The following is a 21,334-nucleotide window of genomic DNA, read 5'->3' as shown; positions in this document are numbered from 1 at the left end:
ACTTCCACGGATCTTCTCCCTCAGCCTGTTGCTTCGGTATCGGTTGCGATCGCCGCGTGCATCGCGCGGTGGACGGATTCCGGCACGGCAGCCGGCACGCCGCGCTCGGGATCCACGCAGGCAATCATGATCTCGCCGACAACCAGCGCCTCGCCGTCGCGGCGCACGACCTGGTCGAACTCCACACTGGCGCGGCGCAGGCGACGCGGTTCGCAGGTCACTTCCAGTGCCTCGTTGAAACGCGCCGGCCGGCGCATGTCCAGGCTGGCGCGGCGAACCGCGAACACCACGCCGCAGTCGGCCCTCAGACGGTCCTGTTCGAAGCCGAGTTCCCGCAGCCACTCGGTGCGCGCACGTTCCATGAATTTCAGATAATTGGCGTGATAGACCACGCCCCCGGCATCGGTATCCTCGTAATAGACGCGCACCGGCCAGTGAAAATCCGTGGCTGCGGTCATGCACGCCCTCCGCCGGCCAGCAGGTCCCCGTCCCCGCCGGGCAGGTCGAACATCGCCAGCGTGCGCCGGGTCGCCTGGCGGCCGCGCGGGGTGCGCTGCAGGTAACCCTGCTGGATCAGGAACGGCTCGACCACGTCCTCCAGGGTCCCGCGATCCTCGTTGAGCGCGGTGGCCAGGCTCTCCACGCCCACCGGCCCGCCGTCGAACTTGTCCACCAGCACCTCCAGCAGGCGCCGGTCCTGGGCGTCCAGGCCGCCGGCGTCGATCGCCAGCAGATCCAGACCGTGCTCCGCAACCTCGGCGGTGATCACCCCGCTGGCGCGCACCTCGGCATAATCGCGCACCCGCCGCAGCAGGCGATTGGCCAGCCGCGGGGTGCCACGCCCGCGCCGCGCGATGGCCTCGGCCCCGGCGGCATCGATGCCCACGCCCAGCAGCCCGGCGGCCCGCTCGACAATATGCGCCAGGTCGGTGACGGAATAATGATTGAGGCGTTGCACGATGCCGAAACGGTCACGCAGCGGCGCCGACAGCAGCCCCGCGCGGGTGGTGGCCCCGACCAGGGTGAATGGGGGCAGATCGACCTTGATGGAGCGCGCGGCCGGCCCTTCGCCGATCACGATGTCCAGCTGCGAGTCCTCCAGCGCGGGGTACAGCACCTCTTCCACCACCGTGGGCAGGCGGTGGATTTCGTCGACGAACAGCACATCGCGCGGTTCCAGCGCGGTGAGGATCGCGGCCAGATCCCCGGCGCGTTCCAGCACCGGGCCGGAGGTCTGGCGCAGCCCCACCCCCAGTTCGTGGGCGACGATGTGCGCCAGGGTCGTCTTGCCCAGCCCCGGCGGACCGGCCACCAGGGTGTGATCCAGGGCCTCGCCCCGGCCGCGGGCGGCATCGATGAACAGACCCAGCTGTTCCACGACCTGCGGCTGGCCGGTGTAGTCCGTCAGCCGTTTCGGCCGCAGGCTCACCTCGGCGCCGGCGTCCTCGGACTGATGCTGCATGTCAACCAGGCGGGATTCCATGCGCTGCAGTATGCATCCTGCCGGGAACCATTTACAGGGGCCCGGGACTGTGGTTTTCGCGGAATCCGGGCCGGATCACGCCGGCCCGGCCTGCAGCCTCAGGAACGCACGGTGGCACGCAGGGCGAGGCGCACCAGGGTCTCCACCGAATCCGCCTGTTCGCGCACCGCGGCCACCATCTTCTCGGCACTGGCACGCGCATAGCCCAGGGCCTCCAGCGCCGCCAGGGCCTCGTCCTCCATCGACGGGCCGGCCGGGGCCGGCGCCGCATCGCCCCCCTTCTCCGGCGCCGCGCCGCCAAAGCCGAGTTCGCCCAGACGCTCGCCCAGCTCCAGGGCCACGCGTTCGGCTGTGCGCTTGCCGATGCCCGGGACCTTCGCCAGTCCAGTGGTGTCGCCCGAACGGATCAGCCCCGCCAGTTCGTCGCCGGCGTAGGTCGACAGCATCGCCAGCGCCAGACGCGCCCCGATGCCGTTGACCCGGATCAGGCGCCGGAACAGGTCACGGTCGCGGCGATGATGGAACCCGTACAGCTGATGCGCGTCCTCGCGCACCACCAGATGGGTGGCCAGCACCACGGTCTCGCCCGGGTCCGGCAACAGGGCCAGCGTGGACACCGGCACGTCCACCTCGTAGCCGACCCCGCCGACGTCCAGCAGCACGCCGCCGGGCTCGCGGCTGATCAGGGTTCCCTCCAGACGCGCGATCATGGGCGCCCCCCGCCGATGGCGGCGGCCGGCTGCAACCGCGCCTGGCTGGCATCGGTATGCGCATGGCACAGCGCCACGGCCAGGGCGTCGGCGGCGTCGCTGGACGCCGGTTCGCCGAGAGAAAGGATCTGCTGCGTCATGTGCTGTACCTGCTCCTTGCCGGCACCGCCAACCCCGACCACGGCCAGCTTGATCGCGCGCGGGGTGTATTCGTGGACGGGCAACCCCGCCCGGGTAGCGGCACAGATGGCCGCCCCGCGCGCCTGCCCGAGCTTGATCGCGGACTGCGCATTGCGTGCGACGAACACGCTCTCGATCGCGAGCACGTCGGGGGCCAGCTCGGCGATCACCTCCTCGATCCCCGCAAAGATCTCGCCGAGGCGCTCGGGGAACGCCTTCGCCCGCGGGCGCACCACGCCGTGCCCCAGCGAGCGCGACTGCCGCGACCCGGTTTCGATCACCGCGAAACCGGTCAGGCGCGAACCGGGATCAATGCCGAGGATGCGCACCGCTTCAGCCCCGCCGCCGAATCCGGAGCTCAACCATCGCCGCCCACCCCTTCGGGGAAGTTGGCGTTGGTGTAGACGTTCTGCACATCGTCCAGATCGTCCAGCATGTTCAGGAGCTTCAGCACCGTCTCGGCGGTTTCCTCGTCCAGCGGGGAAAGGGTCTCCGGACGCATGGTGACCTCCGAATTTTCCGGCTCCAGACCGTGATCCAGCAGGGCCTGACGCACGTCCTGATAGGCGTCCGGGTCGGTGAGGACCTCGATGGAACCGTCATCGTCCACCAGCACGTCCTCGGCACCGCCCTCCAGCGCCGGCTCCATCACCGTCTCCTCGTCCAGCCCCGGAGCAAAGCTGATCACGCCCTTCTTCTCGAACAGATAGGCCACCGAACCGTCGGTGCCGAGATTGCCGCCCATCTTGTTGAAGGCATGGCGCACCTCCGACACCGTACGATTGCGGTTGTCGGTCATGCAGTCGACCATGATCGCCGCCCCCCCGGGGCCGTAGCCCTCGTAGCGCAGCTCCTCGTAGGCCTCGCCCTCGGTCTCCCCGGCACCCCGCTTCGCCGCGCGCTCGATGGTGTCGCGGGTCATGTTGTTCTTCAGGGCATTGTCGAACGCCAGACGCAGACGCGGATTGGTCTCCGGGTCCGGCCCGCCGTGACGCGCGGCCACGGTGATCTCGCGGATCAGCTTGGTGAACAGCTTGCCGCGCTTCGCGTCCTGCGCGCTCTTGCGGTGCTTGATGTTCGCCCACTTGCTGTGACCGGCCATGGTGTTCCGCCTCCTCGTTGCCTGTGCTCAGGGAAACGCTGCTCAGTGTAACGGGGTTCAGAGGTCGAATTCCCCGTGCTCCAGGAAATGCGCGACGGCCCGCGCGACCGGATCGCTGAAGATCAGGCCCATGTGGGTGACCGGTGCCTGGAGATGCCGGGACACTTCCGGGCCCCGAGTCTCCTCCACCGCGACCAGGCCATCATGCGGTTCGGGCAGTTCGGTCAGCAGCGGTCCCGGAAAACGCCCGCGGGTCCCGGCGATCATCCCCACCTGGCGCCCGCGCAGCACCGGGCTGCCGCCCAGCAGACCGCGATCCAGCGCGCGCCCCAGCCACCAGCGCCCGGCCCGGTTGGCGGCCAGGCGCGCGGCCACCCGACTGCCGGCGAGCGGGGAGCCCAGCATCACCACGCGCCCCGGCCGTTGCACCGGCGCCACCGCGAACAGATGCCGCAGGATCACCCCGCCAAGACTGTGGCCGACCAGGTGCACCATGTCGTCCGGCAGGGTCTCCAGCCAGGCCGCCAGGGCGCGCGCGACTTCCTCGGGGCTGGCCCTGCGCGACGGATAGCGAAACGCCCGCACCCGGTAACCCGCCGCATGCAGACGCCGCCGCAGCAGCACCATCTCCGCCCCGGTCATGTGCCAGCCATGCAGGGTCACCACCGTGGTCCGCATGGCCGTCATCGCCGCGCTGCCCCGGCTCTATTGCGCGCCGTCGCCGGCAACCCCGGCCCGCAGGCGGATGCCCAGCTCGCGCAGCGGCTTCTCGCCCACCGGCGCCGGGGCGTCGGTCAGCAGACAGGCCGCGGTCTGGGTCTTGGGGAACGCCATCACGTCGCGGATGGAGTGGGCGCCGCTCATCAGCATCACCAGGCGATCCAGACCGAAGGCCAGGCCGCCATGCGGCGGGGCGCCGAAGTTCAGCGCATCCAGCAGGAAGCCGAACTTCTCGCGTGCCTCTTCCTCGCCGATGCCCAGCGCCTCGAACGCGGCCTGCTGCATCTCCGGGTTGTGGATACGGATGGACCCGCCGCCGACCTCGGTGCCGTTGAGCACCATGTCGTAGGCCCGCGACATGGCCTCGCGCGGGTTCTCGCGCAGGGCGTCGGGGCTGTCGGTGGCCGGGGCGGTGAACGGGTGATGCAGGGCGTACAGGCGCTTGTCGTCCGGGTCCCACTCGAACATCGGGAAATCCACCACCCACAGCGGGCGCCAGCCGGGCTCGACCAGGCCGCGATCATGGCCGACCTGCACGCGCAGCGCACCCAGCGCCTCGTTCACCACGTCGGCGCGGTCCGCGCCGAAGAAGATCAGGTCGCCGGCGGCCGCGTCGGTGCGCGCGAGGATCTCGCGGATCACGTCCTCGGGCAGGAACTTGAGGATCGGCGACTGCAGCCCGTTCGCAGGATCGGCGGGGTCGTTGACCTTGATGTACGCAAGACCCTTCGCCCCGTAGCGCCCGACGAACTCGGTGTAGCCGTCGATCTCCTTGCGGGTCAGCTCCGCGCCGCCCGGCACGCGCAGGGCGGCCACCCGCCCTTCGGGGTCGTTCGCCGGCGCGTTGAAGACCTTGAATTCCACCGCCTGCATCACCTCGGTCAGCTCGGTGAACTCCAGCGGGATGCGCAGATCCGGCTTGTCGGAGCCGAAGCGGGTCATCGCCTCGGCGTGGCTCATGCGCGGGAACGGGTCGTCCAGCTCGATGCCCATGACCTCGCGGTACAGATGGCGCATCAGCTCCTCGGTCACGCCCATCACGTCGGCCTCGTCGACGAACGCCATCTCCATGTCCAGCTGGGTGAACTCCGGCTGGCGGTCGGCACGCAGGTCCTCGTCGCGGAAGCAGCGGGTGATCTGGTAGTAGCGGTCCATGCCGGACATCATCAGCAGCTGCTTGAACAGCTGCGGCGACTGCGGCAGGGCGAAGAAGCTGCCCGCGTGGGTGCGCGACGGCACCAGATAGTCGCGCGCGCCCTCGGGGGTCGCGCGGGTCAGCATCGGGGTCTCGATGTCGAGAAAGTCGCGCTCCTCGAGGAACCGGCGCATCGCCGCGGTGACCTGCCCGCGCAGGCGCAGGCGCTCCTGCATCACCGGCCGGCGCAGATCCATGTAGCGATAGCGCAGGCGGGTATCCTCGCCCACGTCCTCGTCGTCCAGCGGGAACGGCGGCGTCTTCGCCGCGTTCAGCACCTCCAGCTCCAGCCCGAGGATCTCCACCGCGCCGGTGGTCAGCTCGGGGTTTTCGGTGCCTTCCGGGCGCCGGCGCACGCGTCCGGTCATGCGGATCACGTATTCACTGCGCAGCTGCTCGGCGCGCGCAAAGACCTCGGCACGGTCGGGATCGAACACCACCTGCACCAGTCCCGCGTGATCACGCAGATCGACGAAGATCACGCCGCCGTGGTCACGGCGGCGGTTGACCCAGCCACACAGGGTCACTTCGGAATCGAGGTCGCGTTCGGTGACCTGCCCACAGAGATGCGTTCGCATTGCGCCGTTCCAGCTGCCGGGCGCGGCATGCCGGTGATGGCGGCCGCGCGGGTTGATCGGGGAAAACGGGCGCGTCACGCCCGTCAAAGGGCCGGAAATGTTACGGCCTGCCCCCGTCCCGCGCAACCGGAAGCGGCGCGTTGCCGGGGCTGTCCGCGGCGGGCGTGACCACCCCCAGCGACATCACGAACTTGAGCCCGTCCTCCACCGACATCTCCAGTTCGATCACGTCTTCGCGCGGGACCAGCAGCACGAACCCGGAGGTGGGATTGGGCGCGGTGGGCACGAACACCGTCAGCATGTCCTCGCCGGTGCGTTCACGGGTCTCGCGGGTGCCGGTACCGGTGAGGAAGGCCACCGACCATGCGTCGCTGCGCGGATACTCGACCAGCACCACCTTGCGGAAGGAATCCCCACCGTCGGAGAACACCGTCTCGGTGACCTGTTTCACCGCCCCGTAGATGGTGCTGACCAGGGGGATGCGCCGCACGACCGCCTCGCCCAGCTGGACCAGTCGCCGCCCGAGGATGTTGGCCACGATCATGCCGGTCAGCAGCACGATCGCCACCGCGATCACCACCCCGGCCCCCGGCAGGTCGAAGCCCAGCCAGGCCTCCGGGCGCCACTCCTCCGGAAGGATCAGAAGGCTGTAGTCCAGGAGGTCCACCAGCAGCTTGATGATGTAGCCGGTCACCACCAGTGGCAGCCAGACCAGCAGCCCCGCGATCACGTAACGCCGGAGCGCGGCCAGCATCGGACTCAGCCTCCGGTCGTGGCGGCGCTGCCCCCGCCATCACCGCCGCCGGAACTGCCGGAACCCCCGGAGCCGCCACTGTCACCGGCGGACCCGCCGCCCTCCTTCAGGTTGCGCTGGCCGCCCTGCTTGAAATCGGTCTCGTACCAGCCACCCCCGGCCAGGCGGAAGCCGGCGGCCGAGACCTGCTTGGTCAGCGCTTCGGCACCGCACTGCGGGCAGGTGGTAGCGGGCGGATCCGAGATCTTCTGCAGGATCTCGGAGATCTGGTGACATTGCTGGCAGGCGTATTCATAGATCGGCATGAGGGTGTTCTCCCGAAGACTGTGACTCGTTGCGAAGCGAATGACCGTATTATGCGGCCGCCGGCCCGGAATAAAAGGACTGGCGGCAATTGCTTCGCGCGCCGCGAGATCCGATCATGCGGCGTTCCCGAAAACTCCCCGACCCACCCCCGAACAACGAGAGACGAGATGGCCGACAAGATCGTGATCATGCTGCTGAATCTGGACCTCGAACGCCCCGGCACCCTGGGGGCCCCGTTCTTCCAGGCCACGGTCGCCGGCGCAATGGATCTGGAGGTCGAGATCTATTTCGCCGCGCAGACCACCCGCCTGCTGCGCCAGGGAGTCGCCGAAGCCATGTACCCGGGCGACGGCCAGGAGAAGTCGGTCTACAGTTTCATGCAGGATGCCCACGAGGCCGGCGCACGTTTCTACGCCTGCGCCGGCGCGATGGACGAAAACGGCCTGACGCTGGACAACGCGGTGCCCGAACTCGACGGCATGCGCGGCGGCGGGGCCTTCATCGGCGAGGTCGTCGAGGACGGCGTCGCCACCCTGACCTACTGACCGGCCCCCGGAGGTCCGCGTGAGTTCCGCCGAAGACGATGCCCGCGCCGTCCTGATCACCGGCTGCTCCTCCGGGATCGGGGCCCACGCCGCCCGCGCCCTGCGCGACCGCGGCTACCGGGTATTCGCCACGGCGCGCGCCGCCGAAGACGTCTCGCGCCTGAAGAAGGAGGGCTTCGAGGCCCTGCAGCTGGACCTCAACGACTCCGCCAGCATCCGCAGTGCGGCGCACGAGGTGCTGCACCGCACCGGCGGGAAGCTCTACGGCCTGTTCAACAATGGCGCCTACGGCCAGCCGGGGGCGGTGGAAGACCTCTCGCGCGCCGCCCTGCGCGCCCAGCTGGAGACCAACGTGCTGGGCTGGCTGGAGCTCACCAATCTGGTCATCCCGGCGATGCGCCGCGCCGGCGAGGGGCGCATCATCCAGAACTCCTCGGTGCTGGGGTTCGCCCCGCTGCGCCTGCGCGGGGCCTACGTCACCTCCAAGTTCGCGCTGGAAGGGATGTCCGACACCCTGCGCCAGGAACTCCACGGCAGCGGCATCCGCGTGGTCCTGATCCAGCCCGGGCCGATCCGCTCGGAATTCCGCGCCAACGCGCTGAAGGCCTTCCGCCACCACATCCACCGCGCCCACAGCCCCTGGGCCCGCACCTACGAGGCGGCCGAGGCGCGCATGGCCAACGCCGAGGCCGACGCCCCGTTCACCCTCGGGCCCGAGGCGGTCACGCGCTGCGTGATCCATGCCCTGGAGGCGCGGCGACCGAAGCTGCGCTACCGCGTGACCTTCCCCACGCATCTGTTCGCCTTCCTCAAGGCGATCCTGCCGGCGCGCTGGATGGACGCCTTCCTGCGCCTGGTCTCGCGCGGCGAGAACCGCTGACCGTCGCGGTCCCCGGCGCATGAACGCGATCTTTCTTGCGCTGGTCGTCATCGCCTTCGCCACCGCGGCGCTGCGCGAGCTGCGCTCCACCGATCCCGACGAGCGTCCGATGGCCGAACTCTCGGAGGGCGCGGTGGAGGCAGCCGGGGCCGCGGTCGAGCTGGCACTGGGACTGGTCGGGGTGATGGCCCTGTTCCTCGGCCTGATGAAGATCGCCGAGGCCGGCGGCCTGCTGACCGTGCTCGCCCGCCTGCTGCGGCCGCTGATGGTGCGCCTGTTCCCCGACGTCCCGCCGGAACACCCGGCGATGGGCGCGATGATCCTGAACTTCTCCGCCAACATCCTCGGGCTGGGCAATGCCGCCACGCCGTTCGGCATCCGCGCGATGCAGGAGCTGGAGAAGCTCAACCCCCACCCGGGCACCGCCACCAACGCGATGGCGCTGTTCCTGGCGATCAACACCTCCAGCATCACCCTGCTGCCCACCGGGGTGATCGCGCTGCGCGCCTCGCTGGGCTCGGAGGATCCGGCCGCCATCCTGCCGACCACACTGTTCGCGACACTGTTCGCCACGGTCGCCGGGATCACCAGCGCGCTGGTCCTGCAACGCTGGTTCCACCCCCCGGCGGCCACCCGCGAGATCCCGCCCGGCGGTCTTGACGACCCCGATGCTGAAGCCAACCCCGCCGGGGACCGGCCCTCCAATGCCGACCGGGACACGGAGCCGGCCGAGCAGCCCCAGCCGATGAACATCGAGGTCCCTGCCGAGGGCTATCCCGCCTGGGTCTCGATCCTGGTCCTGCTGGGGGTACTGGCGATCATCCCGCTGACCATCATCTACGGCCAGGCCATCGCCCCGTGGATCATCCCGGGACTGGTGGTGGGCTTCCTCACCTATGGCGTGCTGCGCGGCGTACCGGTATACGAGGTCTTCGTCGAGGGGGCAAAGGAGGGCTTCAACGTGGCCCTGCGGATCATCCCCTATCTGGTGGCGATCCTGGTCGCGGTGGGCATGCTGCGCGAGAGCGGCGCGCTGGGGATGTTCGTCGGGCTGGTCGGGCCGTGGACCACGCCCTTCGGGCTGCCCGCCGAGGCCCTGCCGATGGCGCTGCTGCGGCCACTGTCCGGGTCCGGGGCCTACGGGATCATGGCCGGGATCATGCAGGACCCCGCCACCGGGCCGGATACCCACGTCGGCATGCTGGTGTCCACCCTGCAGGGTTCCACCGAGACCACCTTCTACGTGCTCGCGGTCTATTTCGGCGCGATCGGGGTCAAACGGGTCCGCCACACCCTGGCGGCCGCGCTGAGCGCCGACGCGGTGGCGGTGGTCGCCGCGGTCGCGATCGTCGCCTGGCTCTACCTCTGACCCGCGTCGCGGGCGAACGCGCGCACCCGCTCCCGCAGCCCTGCCGGATCCACCGGCTTGGTGATGACCTCGGCGAAACCGGCCGCCAGCGCCCGCTCGCGCGTCGGGTCGGTGGCATCCGCGGTCACCGCCAGCACCGGGACGGCGGCCAGCAGATCGTCGGCCCGCAACGCGCGCAGCACCTGATAACCGTCCATGCCGGGCATCGCCAGATCCAGCAGAATCAGGTCCGGCGCCAGCCGTGCCGCCTCCTCCAGGCCCTTCAGGGGGGTCTCGGCCACCACCGTTTCCAGGTCCGGCTCCGGCCCCAGGACCTCTTCCATCAGGCGCAGGTTGGCCGGCTGATCATCGATGCACAGCACCGTGCGCGGCGTGCCGGACGCCGGCAGTTCCGATGCGCCGGTCGCGGCCGGGTGACCGGGCCCGCCCGCGGGTGCTGCCCCGGGATCGCTGTCCGCGGCCAGCGGCAGTTCGAACCAGAAGCAGGAACCCTCGCCCGGCGTACTCGTCACGCCCAGCCGACCGTCCATCATCTCCACCAGGTGCCGGGTGATGGTGAGTCCCACGCCGCTGCCCTCCACCCCGCTGGCGTCCGCCTCCAGTCGGTCGAAGGGCTGGAACAGCCGTTCCTGCTGCTCGGCAGTCAGTCCGGGGCCGGTGTCGTGCACCTCCAGCTGCAGCCCCTGTTGCCCCGGGGCGCCCAGCAGCGTCACCCGCCCGCCTTCGCGGTTGTACTTGATGGCATTGGACAAGAGATTCAGCAGGACCTGTTTCAGCCGGGTACGGTCGGCCTGCACGCGGGGGGCATCCGCGGTGGCCGCCCGCGCGCCTTCCAGGCGAACTTCGCGCTCCTGTGCCAGCGGCCGCAGCAGCGACAGGCACTCGTCCACCACGTCCGCCACGTCCACCGGTTCCGGCGTCACCTGCAGCCGCCCCGATTCGATGCGCGCGAGGTCCAGGATCTCGTTGATCAGCTCCAGCAGGTGCCGGCCGGCGCGGGCGATCTCGTCCAGCTGACTCTGCTGGCGCTCGCCCAGCGACGTGTCGCGCTGCAACAGCTGGGCAAAGCCCAGGATGGCGTTCATCGGCGTGCGCAGCTCGTGGCTCATGTTGGACAGGAAGTCGGACTTCGCCCGGCTCGCCTGCTCGGCCTCCTCGCGGGCCCGCTGCAGCTCGGTGCGCCGCTGCAGCTCCGCGGTGAAATCCCCGAAGATGTTGAAGATGTACTGCGGCTCGCCGCGGCGGTCACGCACCACGCCGATCGTACTGCTGGACATGAATACCGCGCCGTTACGGCAGCGGATCGGCAGCTGACCGGTCCAGGCCCCGCCGGCCTCGCGGATTTCGTCGATCTCGCGCGCCGACTGTTCCGCCTCCTCCGGGATCAGGTCGCGATAGGACCGGCCCGCCAGCTCGGCCTCCTCGAAGCCGGTCATCTCCAGCACCGCAGGGTTGTTGTACACCATGCGGCCTTCCCGGTCGGCGACCGAGATCGCCTGTTCGGAGGCCTCGAAGATGCGCCGGAATAGCGACAGTTCTTCCTGGGCCTGCTGCAGCTCGGTGACATCCTGAACGGTCCCGGTCAGCCGGCCGTTCTGTTCCCGGCCGCCGGTGCTTTCGCCATGAGCAATCAGATGCAGGTGCCGCAGTTCGCCGTCATCGCGCCGGATGCGCAGAAACACCTCGCCCCGCCCCTCGGTGAGCACCCCGGCATATTCGCGGTCGAGCCGCTCGCGATCTTCGGGGTGCACGAACGCACGAAAGCCCTCCATGCTTACCGGGGCGTCGCCCGGGGACAGGGCGAAGATCTCGTAGACCACGTCGGACCACCACAGCGCTCCGGTCACCGGATCGTGTTCCCAGTGCCCCACGCGCGCCAGGCGCTGGGCTTCGCGCAGTCGCGTGGTCTGTCGGGTCAGGGCCAGCTCGGACTGCTTGCGCTTGGTGATGTCCTGCGACACACCCAGCATGTGCAGCACGCCGCCACTGGCGTCGCGCTCGACGTCACCGCGCTGCAGCAGCCAGCGGACCGTGCCATCCGGCCAGACCACCCGGTGCTCCAGTTCGAGATAGGACCCGCGACGCAGGGAACTGCGGATGGCGTTTTCCACCCGCTCGCGATCCTCCGGGTGCACGGCACCGAGGAAATTCTCCACCGTGGGCTCGAGGTCTCCGTGAGAGTGGCCCAGCAGGGGCGCGATACGCTCGGACCACTGCAGTTCCTCGCGCCCCGGGGTCCATTCCCAGGTCCCCATGTTGGCGAAGCGCTGGCTGCTGCGCAGGCGATGCTCCTGGCGCTTCACCGTGGTGATGTCGGTGCGGATCGACACGTACTGATACGGCAGGCCGTCGCCGTCCAGATAGGGAACGATGGTGGTCTCGACCCAGTACAGCGAGCCGTCCCGCGCGCGGTTGCAGAGTTCGCCCTGCCAGACGCGACCCGCGGCAATGGTCTCCCAGAGCTCCTCGTAGAAAGCCGGGGCGTGCATTCCGGATTTCAGCAGGCGATGGTTGCGCCCCAGCAGATCGGATACGTTATAGCCGCTGACCCGCGCGAACCGCTCGTTGGCATAGATGATGTCGCCAGCCACGTCGGTGATGCTCACCAGCGCGTGCTCGTCGACCGCCAGGTGTTCCCGCTCGCGCTCGTACAGCGCCTGGCGATAAGCACGCGTCACCCCGTCCATCTGCCGCTGCTGGCGGGCACGCGCCACCACCGTATCCGCCAGGCGGCGCGGTTCCACCGGTTTGAGGAACACCCCGCTCGCCCCGGGGTGCAGGGCCATCAGCTCGTTCACCCGCCCGGGGTCGGCGGTCAGGACCAGCATGGGGATGGAGGAACCGTTGTCGCGGGTGCGCAGCAGGGCCGCGAACTCCTCGGCACTGCACCCCCCTTCGTCCAGATCCAGCACCAGGACCTCGACCTCGCCGCCGTGGAGGCGGACCAGCGCGGCATCGGGGTCCGGCTGGACCTCCACCGTCAGTCCGGCCTCCCGCAGGCCCGCCGCCAGGGTGTCGTCGGCGGCCTCGGGGCGGGCACTTGCCAGGAGCACCCGATACCCCGTCTCCGCGACGACCCCGCCGATCTGCACCAGCTGTTCCAGCAGGGTATCGTCCGCCAGCGGGTAATCGAGGCAGCGGGCCGCGCCCTCGCGCACGGCCTGCAGGCGCGCCCCGGGGCTCCAGGAGCGCGCCACCACCAGGGTCGGCAGAAACCCGCGCCCCGGATCCTGCAGTCGCGCGAGCACCGCGGACTCCGGGGCCACCTCGCCGACGCAGACCACCCGCGCGGTGACCCCGCCGGCGCCCGCCGCGTCCGGTTCGGCGCCGCTCAGCACGACCGCGAAACCGTGATCACGCAGCATGCCCGCCACCGCCTCGCCGACTTCCGGGTCCTCCGCGACCACCTGCACCCGGCCGCCACCCGCATCCGCCGACACCTGCGGCTGGAGCCGGGTCTCCGGCACCCCCTGTTCCTGACGCGCCCAGGCCTCCGCGGCGGCCTCCAGGCGCGCAAGGCCCAGACGCAGCAGTTCGCGATCGGCGGTATTCGGACGGGCCCGCAGCCCGGCCAGGGTGGCCTGTAGTGACTCGGCCAGGCGCAGGATCTCCTGCACCCCGTGAGTCCGGGCCACGCGGGCCAGGGCGCTGACCTCGCGATACAGCCGATCCACGCAGTCCCCGGAGCATTCACCCTGATCGAGCTCGCCCGCGGCGTCGCGCAGGCGTGCGAGGCGCGCGCTCAGAAAGGCCGGAAAAGCGGACCGCGAAGTCCCGTCGGATACGGTGTCCGAACCCCCGATACCGGCAGCCTGCTCCCCCGTCCGGGGGGCATCAGTTCGGCGGTCCACCGGGCGTTATGTCCTTGTCCTTCACGATGAAGTAGACCCCCGCCGCAGCGAGGACCATCCACAGGAACAGGGCCACCACGCCGATCCGCTCCCACAGCGGAACGAAGAAGAACAGCATCAGGGCCGCCAGCCCCAGCAGGATATTGCCGATGACGAAATTCGAGGGGCGGCCGCCGGACGGATCGGACATGACAGTCTCCTGCAGTGGCTTACTGCTTCTTGTACTGACTGAAATCGAACTGACCCGCGGTCATCTCGTCCCACAGATCGCTTTGCAGCACGGCGAGCAGCTTGAACAGCTTGCGCAGCTCCGGATCCTCCATGAAACTCTGATCGCTGCTGGCCTTCAGGGCCTCCACCAGGGTCGCGCACTGTTCACGACTGATCCCGGTGACATCCAGGCCCTCGTCTCCCATGTCCACATTCATCGAGCCACTCCGGTTCGTTCGGTCCCCCGATTGTATGCCGGTACCGTCGCCCGGCGAAAACGCCGGACTCCGGTCGTGCCATTGCCATGCGACAACGTGCCGGGGCCGCTACTCGCCCCCGCCTGTGTCATTGCGAGGAGCCGAAGGCGACGTGGCAATCGGTTGCTGCCCGCAGTGCACCGGGGCCGGGGGCCGCCATGGCGATTGCTTCGTCACTACGCTCCTCGCAATGACGGGGCCGGCTTATGCCGCCTGCTCGCGGATCTGGTCCACCCGGTTGCGTACGTACAGGTAGTACAGCACCGGGATGATCACCAGGGTCAGCACCGTGGACACGAACACCCCGAAGATCAGCGAGATCGCCAGCCCGGAGAAGATCGGGTCATCGAGGATGAACCCGGCCCCGACCATCGCCGCCAGCCCCGTCAGCACGATCGGCTTGGCCCGTACCGCACCGGCATGCACCACCGCCTCGATGGTGTCCACCCCGCGGCGCAGCTCCTCGTTGATGAAATCCACCAGCAGGATCGAGTTGCGCACGATGATCCCCGCCAGCGCGATCATCCCGATCATGGAGGTCGCCGTGAACTTGGCATCCATGAAGAACGCGTCCACGAACGCGTGCCCCGGCATCACCCCGATCACCGTCAACGGGATCGGCGCCATGATGATCAGCGGCACCATGTACGAGCGGAACTGCGCGACCACCAGCAGGTAGATCAGGATCAGTCCCACCGAGTAGGCGATGCCCATGTCGCGGAAGGTCTCGTAGGTCACCTGCCACTCGCCGTCCCACTTCAGGCTGAAGTTGTACGGGTTGTCCGGCTGGCTGATGAACCGCTGCTCCAGCGGCTCGCCATGGACCATGGGCTGGTCGCGCAGGCCGAAGAACATGTCGAACATGCCGTACAGCGGGCTGTCCACACCGCCCGCCAGATCGCCCTGCACGTAGACCACCGGCAACAGGTTCTTGTGATGGATGGAGTGTTCGCGGCTCGAATCCACCACGTTCACGACCTCGGCCAGCGGGACCAGTTCGCCGCTCTGCGAGCGGACCCGCAGCCCGAGCACCGGATCCAGGCTGCCCTTCTCCGCGCGATCGAACTCCAGACGCACCGGCACCGCATACTTGATATTGGAGCCGTACAGATAGGTTACGTCCTCGCCGGACAGGGCGGTCTCGATCGCCTCGACCACCGCCCGCTGGGGCACGCCCAGATGCGCGGCGCGCTCGCGGTCCACCTGCAGGATCTTCTTCGGCCCCGGGTGTTCCACCGAGTCATCGATGTCGGTGAGGCCCTCGGTGTTCTCGAACACCTCGCGCACCTGTTTCGCAACCTCGATCTGGCCGTCGTAGTCCGGCCCGTAGATCTCGGCGACGATCGGCGACATCACCGGCGGTCCCGGCGGCACCTCGACCACCTTCACCGCTGCGCCGTCATAGCGCCCGGCGATGGCATTGATCTCGTCGCGCACCGACAGCGCGATGTCGTGGCTGCGCCGGTCGCGCTCGGAGGCATGCGTCAGGTTCACCTGGATGTCGCCGACATGGCTCCCCTCGCGCAGGTAGTACTGCCGCACCAGGCCGTTGAAGTTGATGGGCGTGGCCGTGCCCGCGTAGGTCTGCACGTCGTGCACCTCGGGCACCGTCTTGAGGTAGTCGGCCATCTCGCCCAGCACCTGGCCGGTGCGTTCCAGACTGGTGCCCTCGGGCATGTCCAGCACCACCTGGAACTCCGACTTGTCGTCGAACGGCAGCATCTTCAGCACCACCAGCTGGTAATAGGCCAGCGACACCGAGCCGAGGATCAGCACCAGCGTGCCGATCCACAGCGCCATGCGGTTGATCTTCTTGCGCCCGCCGGTCCCGAGGAAGGGGCGCAGCAGGAAGTTGAACAGGCGCATCAGGCCATCGGAGGCCGCCTCGCCGGCCTCGTGTCCGCCGTGTCCGCCCCCGGCCTCGTGCTGTTCGGCCTGACGCCGCAGCACCTTGTAGGTCAGCCACGGAGTCACCACGTAGGCCACCGCCAGCGACAGGACCATCCCCATGGAGGCGTTGATCGGGATGGGGCTCATGTACGGCCCCATGAGCCCGGTCACGAAGGCCATGGGCAGCAGCGCCGCGATGACGGTAAAGGTCGCGAGGATGGTCGGGCCGCCCACCTCGTCCACCGCCAGCGGGATGGATTCGAGGAACTTGCGCCCGCCCTGGACCATGTGTCGGTGGATGTTCTCCACCACCACGATCGCGTCGTCCACCAGGATGCCGATGGCGAAGATCAGCGCGAACAGCGACACCCGGTTGAGGGTGAAACCCCAGGCCCAGGACGCGAACAGCGTCAGCGCGAGGGTAATGATGACCGCCACGCCGACGATGAACGCCTCGCGCCAGCCCAGCGCGATCCACACCAGGATGATCACCGACGCGGTTGCCAGCATCAGCTTCTGGATCAGCGTGGAGGCCTTGTCCTCGGCCGTCTCGCCGTAGTTGCGGGTGATCGAGACCTCGACCCCCTCGGGGATGTAGGTGCCCTGCAGCTGGTCCAGGCGCTCGATGACCTGGTCGGCGATATCGGGGGCGTTGGTGCCCGGCTGCTTGGCCACCGCGACGGTCACCGCCGGGTGACTCTGGCCAATGTGCCCGCCGCCCTCGGCCGCGGCCCCATGGGCGAAGCGTACGTGCTCGCTCGGATAGCCGGGGCCCTGTTCGACCTCGGCCACGTCTTCCAGATGCACCGGACGTCCGTCATGCATCCCCACCACCAGCCGCGCGAACGCCTCGGGCTCGGTGATGAAGTCGCCGGCCTGGATCAGGATCTCCTCGTCGTCCTGATACAGATGCCCGGCATCGCGCGAGAAATTCGACACCGCCAGGGCCTCGCGCAGGTCGTCCACCGCGAGGTTGTGCGCCGCCAGCATCTCCGGCTGGAAGCGCACGTGGACCACGTGGTCGGGCCCGCCGACGGTGTAGATGTCGCGCGTGCCGGGCACCCGCTTGAGTTCCGATTCCAGCCCGTGGGCCACGCGCAGCAGGTCGTGTCCGCCACGTTCTTCGTCCTCGGTCCACAGGGTCACGTTGACGATGGGCACGTCATCGATGCCCATCGGCCGCACCATCGGCTCGCCGACCCCCAGATTCCGCGGCATCCAGTCATCGTTGGAGAAGACCTGGTTGTACAGCCGCACCAGCGCCGCGGTGCGGTCCTCGCCTACCTCGAACTGGATGGTTATATGCGCCATGTCCGGGCGCGAGGTGGAATAGATGTCGTCCACCCCCTCGATCTCGGACAGCACCTGCTCCGCGGGGGTCGACACCAGATGGGCGACCTCCTCGGCGCTGGCCCCGGGGAACGGGATGAACACGTCCGCCATGGTGACGTTGATCTGCGGCTCTTCCTCGCGCGGAGTCACCAGGATGGCGAACAGCCCCAGCAGCAGCCCCACCAGGGCCAGCAAAGGGGTGATCTGGGTGGTCAGGAAGGCCTTCGCAATGCGCCCGGAGATCCCCATGCGCTCCGGGGCCGCGTCCGTGCCGCCGCCGCTCATCGCGTCACCTGCTGGTGTTCCTTGAGATAGATCGCGGCATGCACCGGATCCAGCGCCACGCGTTCACCCTCGCGCAGGCCACCAAGGATCTCGATCATGCCGTCGTGCTCGCGCCCGGTGCGGACCTGACGGAAGCGCACCCGGCCCTCGTCGTCGATCACGTACACCGCGATCACCTCGGAGCGATAGGCCACGGCCTCCTGCGGCACCATCAGGCGCTCGACCTCGTCCAGCACGAAGCTCGTTTTCACGAACATGCCGGGAAACAGACCGCGGTTGTTCTCGTCCTCGGGCAGGTTCACGCGCACACGAAAGGTGGCGGTCTGCGGATGTGCATAGGGGAACAGGGTCAGGCTCTCGGCAGCGATCCGTTCGCCGGAATCCAGCAGGACCTCGGCCTCGCGCCGATCCCGCACCCCGGGCATCAGACGCTGGGGCACGTCGACCTCGACCCGCAGGCGATCCAGGCTCAGCCCGGCCAGCAGCGGCGAACCCGGCGAGACCGATTCCCCGACCTCGACCATGCGCTCGGTCACGATCCCGGAGTACGGCGCGTAGACCTCGGTGTAGCCGAGCTGTTCGCGGGCCTCGTCCACCCGCCCCTCGGCCGAGCGCAGGCGCGCACGGGCGGATTCCAGCTGCGCCTCGGCGCGCTCGAACTCGGAGCGCGACACCACGTCCTGTTCGAACACCTCGCGGATGCGTTCGAACTCGGAGCGCGCCTCGCGGAAACGTGCCCGCGCATCGGCGAGGTCACCCTCGGCCTGACTCAGGCGCGCCTGCTGCTGGACGTCGCTGATGCGCAGCAGAAGTTCGTCCTCTTCGACGAAGTCATCCACGTCCACGTAGATCTCGCGGATGCGGCCCGAGGTCTGGGCCGAGATGGTGGAGCGCTGGACCGCTTCGACGCGGCCATCCAGCAGACGCTCCTGCGGCAGGGTCAGACGCTCGGCCTCGACCGTCTCGAAGGGCAGGTCATCGGCCTGAGTCGCCAGCGGCAGAGCCAGCGCAAGCAGCGCGGCCCCGATGATCGGGAGTCGTGTCATGGTGTGGTCCCTTCCGGATATTCGGCCCTCTCCTGCCACCCTTCTTGCGGGGCGATCAGCCGTCACGGGGCCGTTCTTTAATATATTAGTTTTCCCTAATTTAACGGAGCCGGCCACGGGCGGGCAAATCCCCGACCGCAACCCCGGTAACTGCCCGGAGTATAGCTTTCCCCGTCGGTTTTGCAGCAGAGCCCTGCAACCCCCTGCAGCGCGCCGCGTCTGTCCGTATCATGTCGGCACCCGCACGGGGACGTTCCCCGACCGCCGTTTCATTCCCGGGAGACCGCCATGCCACTGCTGCGTATCGAGACCAACGTTGCCCTGCCCGCCGATCCGGATGCCGTCACCGCCCGCCTGTCGACCGCGGTTGCCGAATGGCTGAACAAGCCCGAGGGCTACGTGATGATCGCCCTTGGCCACAACGCCCACATGCGTTTCGGCGGCAGCACCGATCCCCTCGCCTACTGCGAACTCAAGAGCATCGGTCTGCCCGAGGGCCTGACCCGCGAGCTGTCACGCAAGCTGTGCGACGCCGTGCAGGCCGAACTGGGCGTGGAGCCGGCGCGCGTCTACATCGAGTTCGCCGATGCCCCGCGCCATTTCTGGGGCACCAACGGCACCACGTTCTGATCCCGAACCCCGTCCGCTCAACGACCACCGACCACAAGGCCCGAGTCCCATGCGCGTCTCGCAATTCCCGCTGAACACCCTGAAGGAAACCCCGGCCGACGCCGAGATCGTCTCCCACCAGCTGATGCTGCGCGCCGGCTACATCCGCCGGCTCGCCTCCGGGCTGTACACCTGGCTGCCGCTGGGGCTGCGTGTGCTGCGCCGGGTGGAGAACATCGTGCGCGAGGAGATGGACCGCGCCGGGGCCCTGGAGGTGCTGATGCCGGCCATCCAGCCGGCCGAGCTGTGGCAGGAATCCGGGCGCTGGGACTTCTACGGGGCCGAGCTGCTGCGCATCAAGGACCGCCACGAACGCGATTTCTGCTATGGCCCGACCCACGAAGAGGTCATCACCGATCTGGTGCGCCGCGAGATCCGCAGCTACCGTCAGCTGCCGGTGAACTATTACCAGATCCAGACCAAGTTCCGCGACGAGCGCCGCCCGCGCTTCGGCGTGATGCGTGCGCGCGAATTCCTGATGAAGGACGCCTACTCCTTCCATCTGGATGCCGACTCGCTGGGGCAGACCTACCAGCAGATGCACGACGCCTACTGCCGCATCTTCCAGCGCTGCGGCCTGGATTTCCGTGCGGTGGAGGCCGACACCGGCGCGATCGGCGGCAACGCCTCGCACGAGTTCCACGTGCTGGCCGCCTCCGGCGAGGACGCGATCGCCTTCTCCCCGGGCGGCTTCGCCGCCAACGTCGAACTCGCGCCATGCCCCGGCCCCGCCGCGCCGGCCGCCCCCGCCGAGACGCTGCAGAAGGTCGCCACCCCGGACGTCCACACCATCGCCGATCTCGCGGCCTTCCTCGACGTGCCGACCGAACGCACGGTCAAGACCCTGGTGGTGGCCGCCAGCGACGCAGTCGACGCCGATCTGGTCGCCCTGGTGCTGCGCGGCGACCACGAACTCAACGACGTGAAGGCCGAGAAGCACCCCTGGATCGCCGAGCCGCTGCGCATGGCAGAAGCGAGCGAGATCCGTACCGTGTTCGGCACCGACCCCGGCTCGCTGGGCCCGGTGGACAGCCCGATCCCGGTGCTGGCCGACGACGCCGTGCTCGGCATGGCCGACATGGTGGTCGGCGCCAACGAGGACGGCCACCACCTGACCGGCGTCAACTGGGAACGGGATCTGCCGCGCCCGGAGGGTGCCGACCTGCGCAACATCACCGAGGGCGAACCCGCGCCCGACGGCTCCGGCCCCATCGAGATCCGCCGCGGCATCGAGGTCGGCCATATCTTCCAGCTCGGCGACAAGTACTCCGAGGCCCTGGGCGCCCGGGTGCTGGACGAGGACGGGCGCGAACAGATCGTCACCATGGGCTGCTACGGCATCGGCGTCTCGCGCGTGGTCGCCGCCGCGATCGAACAGAACTCCGACGAGCGCGGCATCTGCTGGCCCACCGCCATCGCCCCGTTCGACATCGCCCTGTGCCCGATCGGCGCGAAGAAGTCGCAGCGCGTGCGCGAGGCCGCCGAACAGCTGCACGACGAGCTCGAGGCCGCCGGCTTCCAGGTCCTGCTGGACGACCGCGAACAGCGCCCCGGCGTGATGTTCGCCGACATGGAGCTGATCGGCATCCCGCACCGCATCGTGATCGGCGAACGCGGCCTGGACGCCGGCGAACTCGAATACCAGGCCCGCACCGCCAGCGAGGCCGAACACCTGCCGATGGACGGGCTGGTGGCGGCCCTGCGCGAACGCACCGGGCACGGCGCGTAGGCGCCATCCGCGCCGGCGCCCGGATGCGGCTGCAGGAGCTTGCTTGCAAGCGATCGGGCTGCTGGTGCCCGTGCTTGACCGCTGCCGCCAGGCCTTGAGCTGACGCTGCGGAGTCGGCGGTTTTCGGCTGCCGCCGGGGGTGTTGCGCTCTCTCGCGAGCGCGCCGCGAGGTCCTTTCTTGCTTGCCCAAGAAAGGACCCAAAGAAGGGCACCCGGAGCTCGCCCGGGAACCTTGCTCCGGGC

Annotated in this window: 19 protein-coding genes; 5 read left to right on the top strand and 14 right to left on the bottom strand. The window is 69.0% G+C overall.

The annotated features are described in order from the left end of the window. Nucleotides 1-20 precede the first annotated feature (20 nt). The 9 genes from ybgC to F787_RS0103455 form a co-directional block, all read right to left on the bottom strand. On the bottom strand, nucleotides 21-458 hold the full coding sequence (gene ybgC / locus F787_RS0103495) for a tol-pal system-associated acyl-CoA thioesterase (RefSeq protein WP_028491327.1): 438 nt from the start codon (nucleotides 456-458) through the stop codon (nucleotides 21-23). Further along, a complete protein-coding gene (gene ruvB, locus F787_RS0103490; protein ID WP_018946409.1) occupies nucleotides 455-1,483 on the bottom strand; it encodes a Holliday junction branch migration DNA helicase RuvB in 1,029 nt (342 codons plus the stop codon). Before ruvB ends, ybgC begins: the two co-directional genes overlap by 4 nt. Nucleotides 1,484-1,581: 98 nt before the next feature. Beyond that, complete coding sequence (ruvA, locus tag F787_RS0103485) at nucleotides 1,582-2,193, bottom strand: Holliday junction branch migration protein RuvA (RefSeq protein ID WP_019021238.1); 612 nt, start codon at nucleotides 2,191-2,193, stop codon at nucleotides 1,582-1,584. Continuing rightward, the gene (gene ruvC / locus F787_RS0103480; protein WP_028491326.1) at nucleotides 2,190-2,702 is read right to left on the bottom strand and encodes a crossover junction endodeoxyribonuclease RuvC; all 513 of its coding nucleotides are present in this window, start codon (nucleotides 2,700-2,702) and stop codon (nucleotides 2,190-2,192) included. The genes ruvA and ruvC overlap by 4 nt, the downstream gene beginning before the upstream one ends. Nucleotides 2,703-2,731: 29 nt before the next feature. Continuing rightward, nucleotides 2,732-3,475: a YebC/PmpR family DNA-binding transcriptional regulator gene (locus tag F787_RS0103475; protein WP_018870022.1), complete on the bottom strand. Its 744-nt coding sequence runs from the start codon at nucleotides 3,473-3,475 to the stop codon at nucleotides 2,732-2,734. A gap of 57 nt (nucleotides 3,476-3,532) precedes the next feature. Beyond that, entirely contained in the window at nucleotides 3,533-4,162 is a 630-nt protein-coding gene (locus tag F787_RS0103470; protein ID WP_018870023.1) for a triacylglycerol lipase, read from the bottom strand. 18 nt (nucleotides 4,163-4,180) lie between these two features. After that, nucleotides 4,181-5,968: an aspartate--tRNA ligase gene (aspS, locus tag F787_RS0103465; protein WP_028491325.1), complete on the bottom strand. Its 1,788-nt coding sequence runs from the start codon at nucleotides 5,966-5,968 to the stop codon at nucleotides 4,181-4,183. A 100-nt stretch (nucleotides 5,969-6,068) separates the two neighbouring features. Further along, nucleotides 6,069-6,722 carry a DUF502 domain-containing protein gene (locus F787_RS0103460; RefSeq protein ID WP_019590715.1) on the bottom strand — a complete coding sequence of 218 codons (654 nt, stop codon included), beginning with the start codon at nucleotides 6,720-6,722 and terminating at the stop codon, nucleotides 6,069-6,071. Nucleotides 6,723-6,727: 5 nt separating this feature from the next. Continuing rightward, nucleotides 6,728-7,027, bottom strand: coding sequence for an FmdB family zinc ribbon protein (locus F787_RS0103455; protein ID WP_028491324.1), 300 nt, complete (start codon nucleotides 7,025-7,027; stop codon nucleotides 6,728-6,730). A 168-nt stretch (nucleotides 7,028-7,195) separates the two neighbouring features. Between F787_RS0103455 and F787_RS0103450 the strand changes: the two genes are divergently transcribed. Genes F787_RS0103450 through F787_RS0103440 form a run of 3 tightly spaced genes read left to right on the top strand, consistent with a single transcriptional unit; the run spans nucleotide 7,196 to nucleotide 9,822 of the window. Beyond that, entirely contained in the window at nucleotides 7,196-7,573 is a 378-nt protein-coding gene (locus F787_RS0103450) for a DsrE family protein (protein WP_028491323.1), read from the top strand. 19 nt (nucleotides 7,574-7,592) lie between these two features. Then, nucleotides 7,593-8,453 (top strand): SDR family oxidoreductase, encoded by an 861-nt coding sequence (locus tag F787_RS0103445; RefSeq protein WP_019021244.1) that lies wholly within the window; start codon nucleotides 7,593-7,595, stop codon nucleotides 8,451-8,453. A gap of 19 nt (nucleotides 8,454-8,472) precedes the next feature. After that, nucleotides 8,473-9,822: a nucleoside recognition domain-containing protein gene (locus tag F787_RS0103440; RefSeq protein WP_028491322.1), complete on the top strand. Its 1,350-nt coding sequence runs from the start codon at nucleotides 8,473-8,475 to the stop codon at nucleotides 9,820-9,822. Here F787_RS0103440 and F787_RS0103435 read toward each other — a convergent pair. From F787_RS0103435 to F787_RS0103415, 5 genes are all read right to left on the bottom strand, one after another. After that, nucleotides 9,813-13,673, bottom strand: a complete 3,861-nt coding sequence (locus F787_RS0103435) for a PAS domain-containing protein (protein WP_028491321.1) — start codon at nucleotides 13,671-13,673, stop codon at nucleotides 9,813-9,815. The two genes, F787_RS0103440 and F787_RS0103435, sit on opposite strands and share 10 nt — an antisense overlap. Next, nucleotides 13,657-13,863, bottom strand: coding sequence for a hypothetical protein (locus F787_RS0103430; RefSeq protein WP_018870031.1), 207 nt, complete (start codon nucleotides 13,861-13,863; stop codon nucleotides 13,657-13,659). The genes F787_RS0103435 and F787_RS0103430 overlap by 17 nt, the downstream gene beginning before the upstream one ends. A gap of 19 nt (nucleotides 13,864-13,882) precedes the next feature. After that, on the bottom strand, nucleotides 13,883-14,101 hold the full coding sequence (locus F787_RS0103425) for a hypothetical protein (RefSeq protein ID WP_018870032.1): 219 nt from the start codon (nucleotides 14,099-14,101) through the stop codon (nucleotides 13,883-13,885). 243 nt (nucleotides 14,102-14,344) lie between these two features. Next, nucleotides 14,345-17,647 (bottom strand): efflux RND transporter permease subunit, encoded by a 3,303-nt coding sequence (locus tag F787_RS0103420; RefSeq protein WP_028491320.1) that lies wholly within the window; start codon nucleotides 17,645-17,647, stop codon nucleotides 14,345-14,347. Further along, nucleotides 17,644-18,693: an efflux RND transporter periplasmic adaptor subunit gene (locus tag F787_RS0103415; RefSeq protein ID WP_019569126.1), complete on the bottom strand. Its 1,050-nt coding sequence runs from the start codon at nucleotides 18,691-18,693 to the stop codon at nucleotides 17,644-17,646. Before F787_RS0103415 ends, F787_RS0103420 begins: the two co-directional genes overlap by 4 nt. Before the next feature lie 288 nt (nucleotides 18,694-18,981). Between F787_RS0103415 and F787_RS0103410 the strand changes: the two genes are divergently transcribed. Beyond that, nucleotides 18,982-19,323 carry a phenylpyruvate tautomerase MIF-related protein gene (locus F787_RS0103410; RefSeq protein ID WP_028491319.1) on the top strand — a complete coding sequence of 114 codons (342 nt, stop codon included), beginning with the start codon at nucleotides 18,982-18,984 and terminating at the stop codon, nucleotides 19,321-19,323. A gap of 49 nt (nucleotides 19,324-19,372) precedes the next feature. Then, nucleotides 19,373-21,091, top strand: coding sequence for a proline--tRNA ligase (locus F787_RS0103405; RefSeq protein ID WP_028491318.1), 1,719 nt, complete (start codon nucleotides 19,373-19,375; stop codon nucleotides 21,089-21,091). The last annotated feature ends 243 nt before the right edge of the window (nucleotides 21,092-21,334 follow it).

It is taken from the genome of Thioalkalivibrio sp. ALE19 (assembly GCF_000428605.1).
Classification (GTDB): domain Bacteria; phylum Pseudomonadota; class Gammaproteobacteria; order Ectothiorhodospirales; family Ectothiorhodospiraceae; genus Thioalkalivibrio.
Note: the sequence above shows the minus strand (reverse complement) of the source record. Positions and strands in the feature narration are given on the sequence as shown.

Coding starts and splice junctions, on each gene's coding strand:
- ybgC (WP_028491327.1), bottom strand. CDS start 458: ATGACCGCAGCCACGGATTTTCACTGGCCGGTGCGCGTCTATTACGAG.
- ruvB (WP_018946409.1), bottom strand. CDS start 1,483: ATGGAATCCCGCCTGGTTGACATGCAGCATCAGTCCGAGGACGCCGGC.
- ruvA (WP_019021238.1), bottom strand. CDS start 2,193: ATGATCGCGCGTCTGGAGGGAACCCTGATCAGCCGCGAGCCCGGCGGC.
- F787_RS0103475 (WP_018870022.1), bottom strand. CDS start 3,475: ATGGCCGGTCACAGCAAGTGGGCGAACATCAAGCACCGCAAGAGCGCG.
- F787_RS0103470 (WP_018870023.1), bottom strand. CDS start 4,162: ATGACGGCCATGCGGACCACGGTGGTGACCCTGCATGGCTGGCACATG.
- aspS (WP_028491325.1), bottom strand. CDS start 5,968: ATGCGAACGCATCTCTGTGGGCAGGTCACCGAACGCGACCTCGATTCC.
- F787_RS0103460 (WP_019590715.1), bottom strand. CDS start 6,722: ATGCTGGCCGCGCTCCGGCGTTACGTGATCGCGGGGCTGCTGGTCTGG.
- F787_RS0103455 (WP_028491324.1), bottom strand. CDS start 7,027: ATGCCGATCTATGAATACGCCTGCCAGCAATGTCACCAGATCTCCGAG.
- F787_RS0103450 (WP_028491323.1), top strand. CDS start 7,196: ATGGCCGACAAGATCGTGATCATGCTGCTGAATCTGGACCTCGAACGC.
- F787_RS0103440 (WP_028491322.1), top strand. CDS start 8,473: ATGAACGCGATCTTTCTTGCGCTGGTCGTCATCGCCTTCGCCACCGCG.
- F787_RS0103430 (WP_018870031.1), bottom strand. CDS start 13,863: ATGTCCGATCCGTCCGGCGGCCGCCCCTCGAATTTCGTCATCGGCAAT.
- F787_RS0103425 (WP_018870032.1), bottom strand. CDS start 14,101: ATGAATGTGGACATGGGAGACGAGGGCCTGGATGTCACCGGGATCAGT.
- F787_RS0103420 (WP_028491320.1), bottom strand. CDS start 17,647: ATGAGCGGCGGCGGCACGGACGCGGCCCCGGAGCGCATGGGGATCTCC.
- F787_RS0103415 (WP_019569126.1), bottom strand. CDS start 18,693: ATGACACGACTCCCGATCATCGGGGCCGCGCTGCTTGCGCTGGCTCTG.
- F787_RS0103410 (WP_028491319.1), top strand. CDS start 18,982: ATGCCACTGCTGCGTATCGAGACCAACGTTGCCCTGCCCGCCGATCCG.
- F787_RS0103405 (WP_028491318.1), top strand. CDS start 19,373: ATGCGCGTCTCGCAATTCCCGCTGAACACCCTGAAGGAAACCCCGGCC.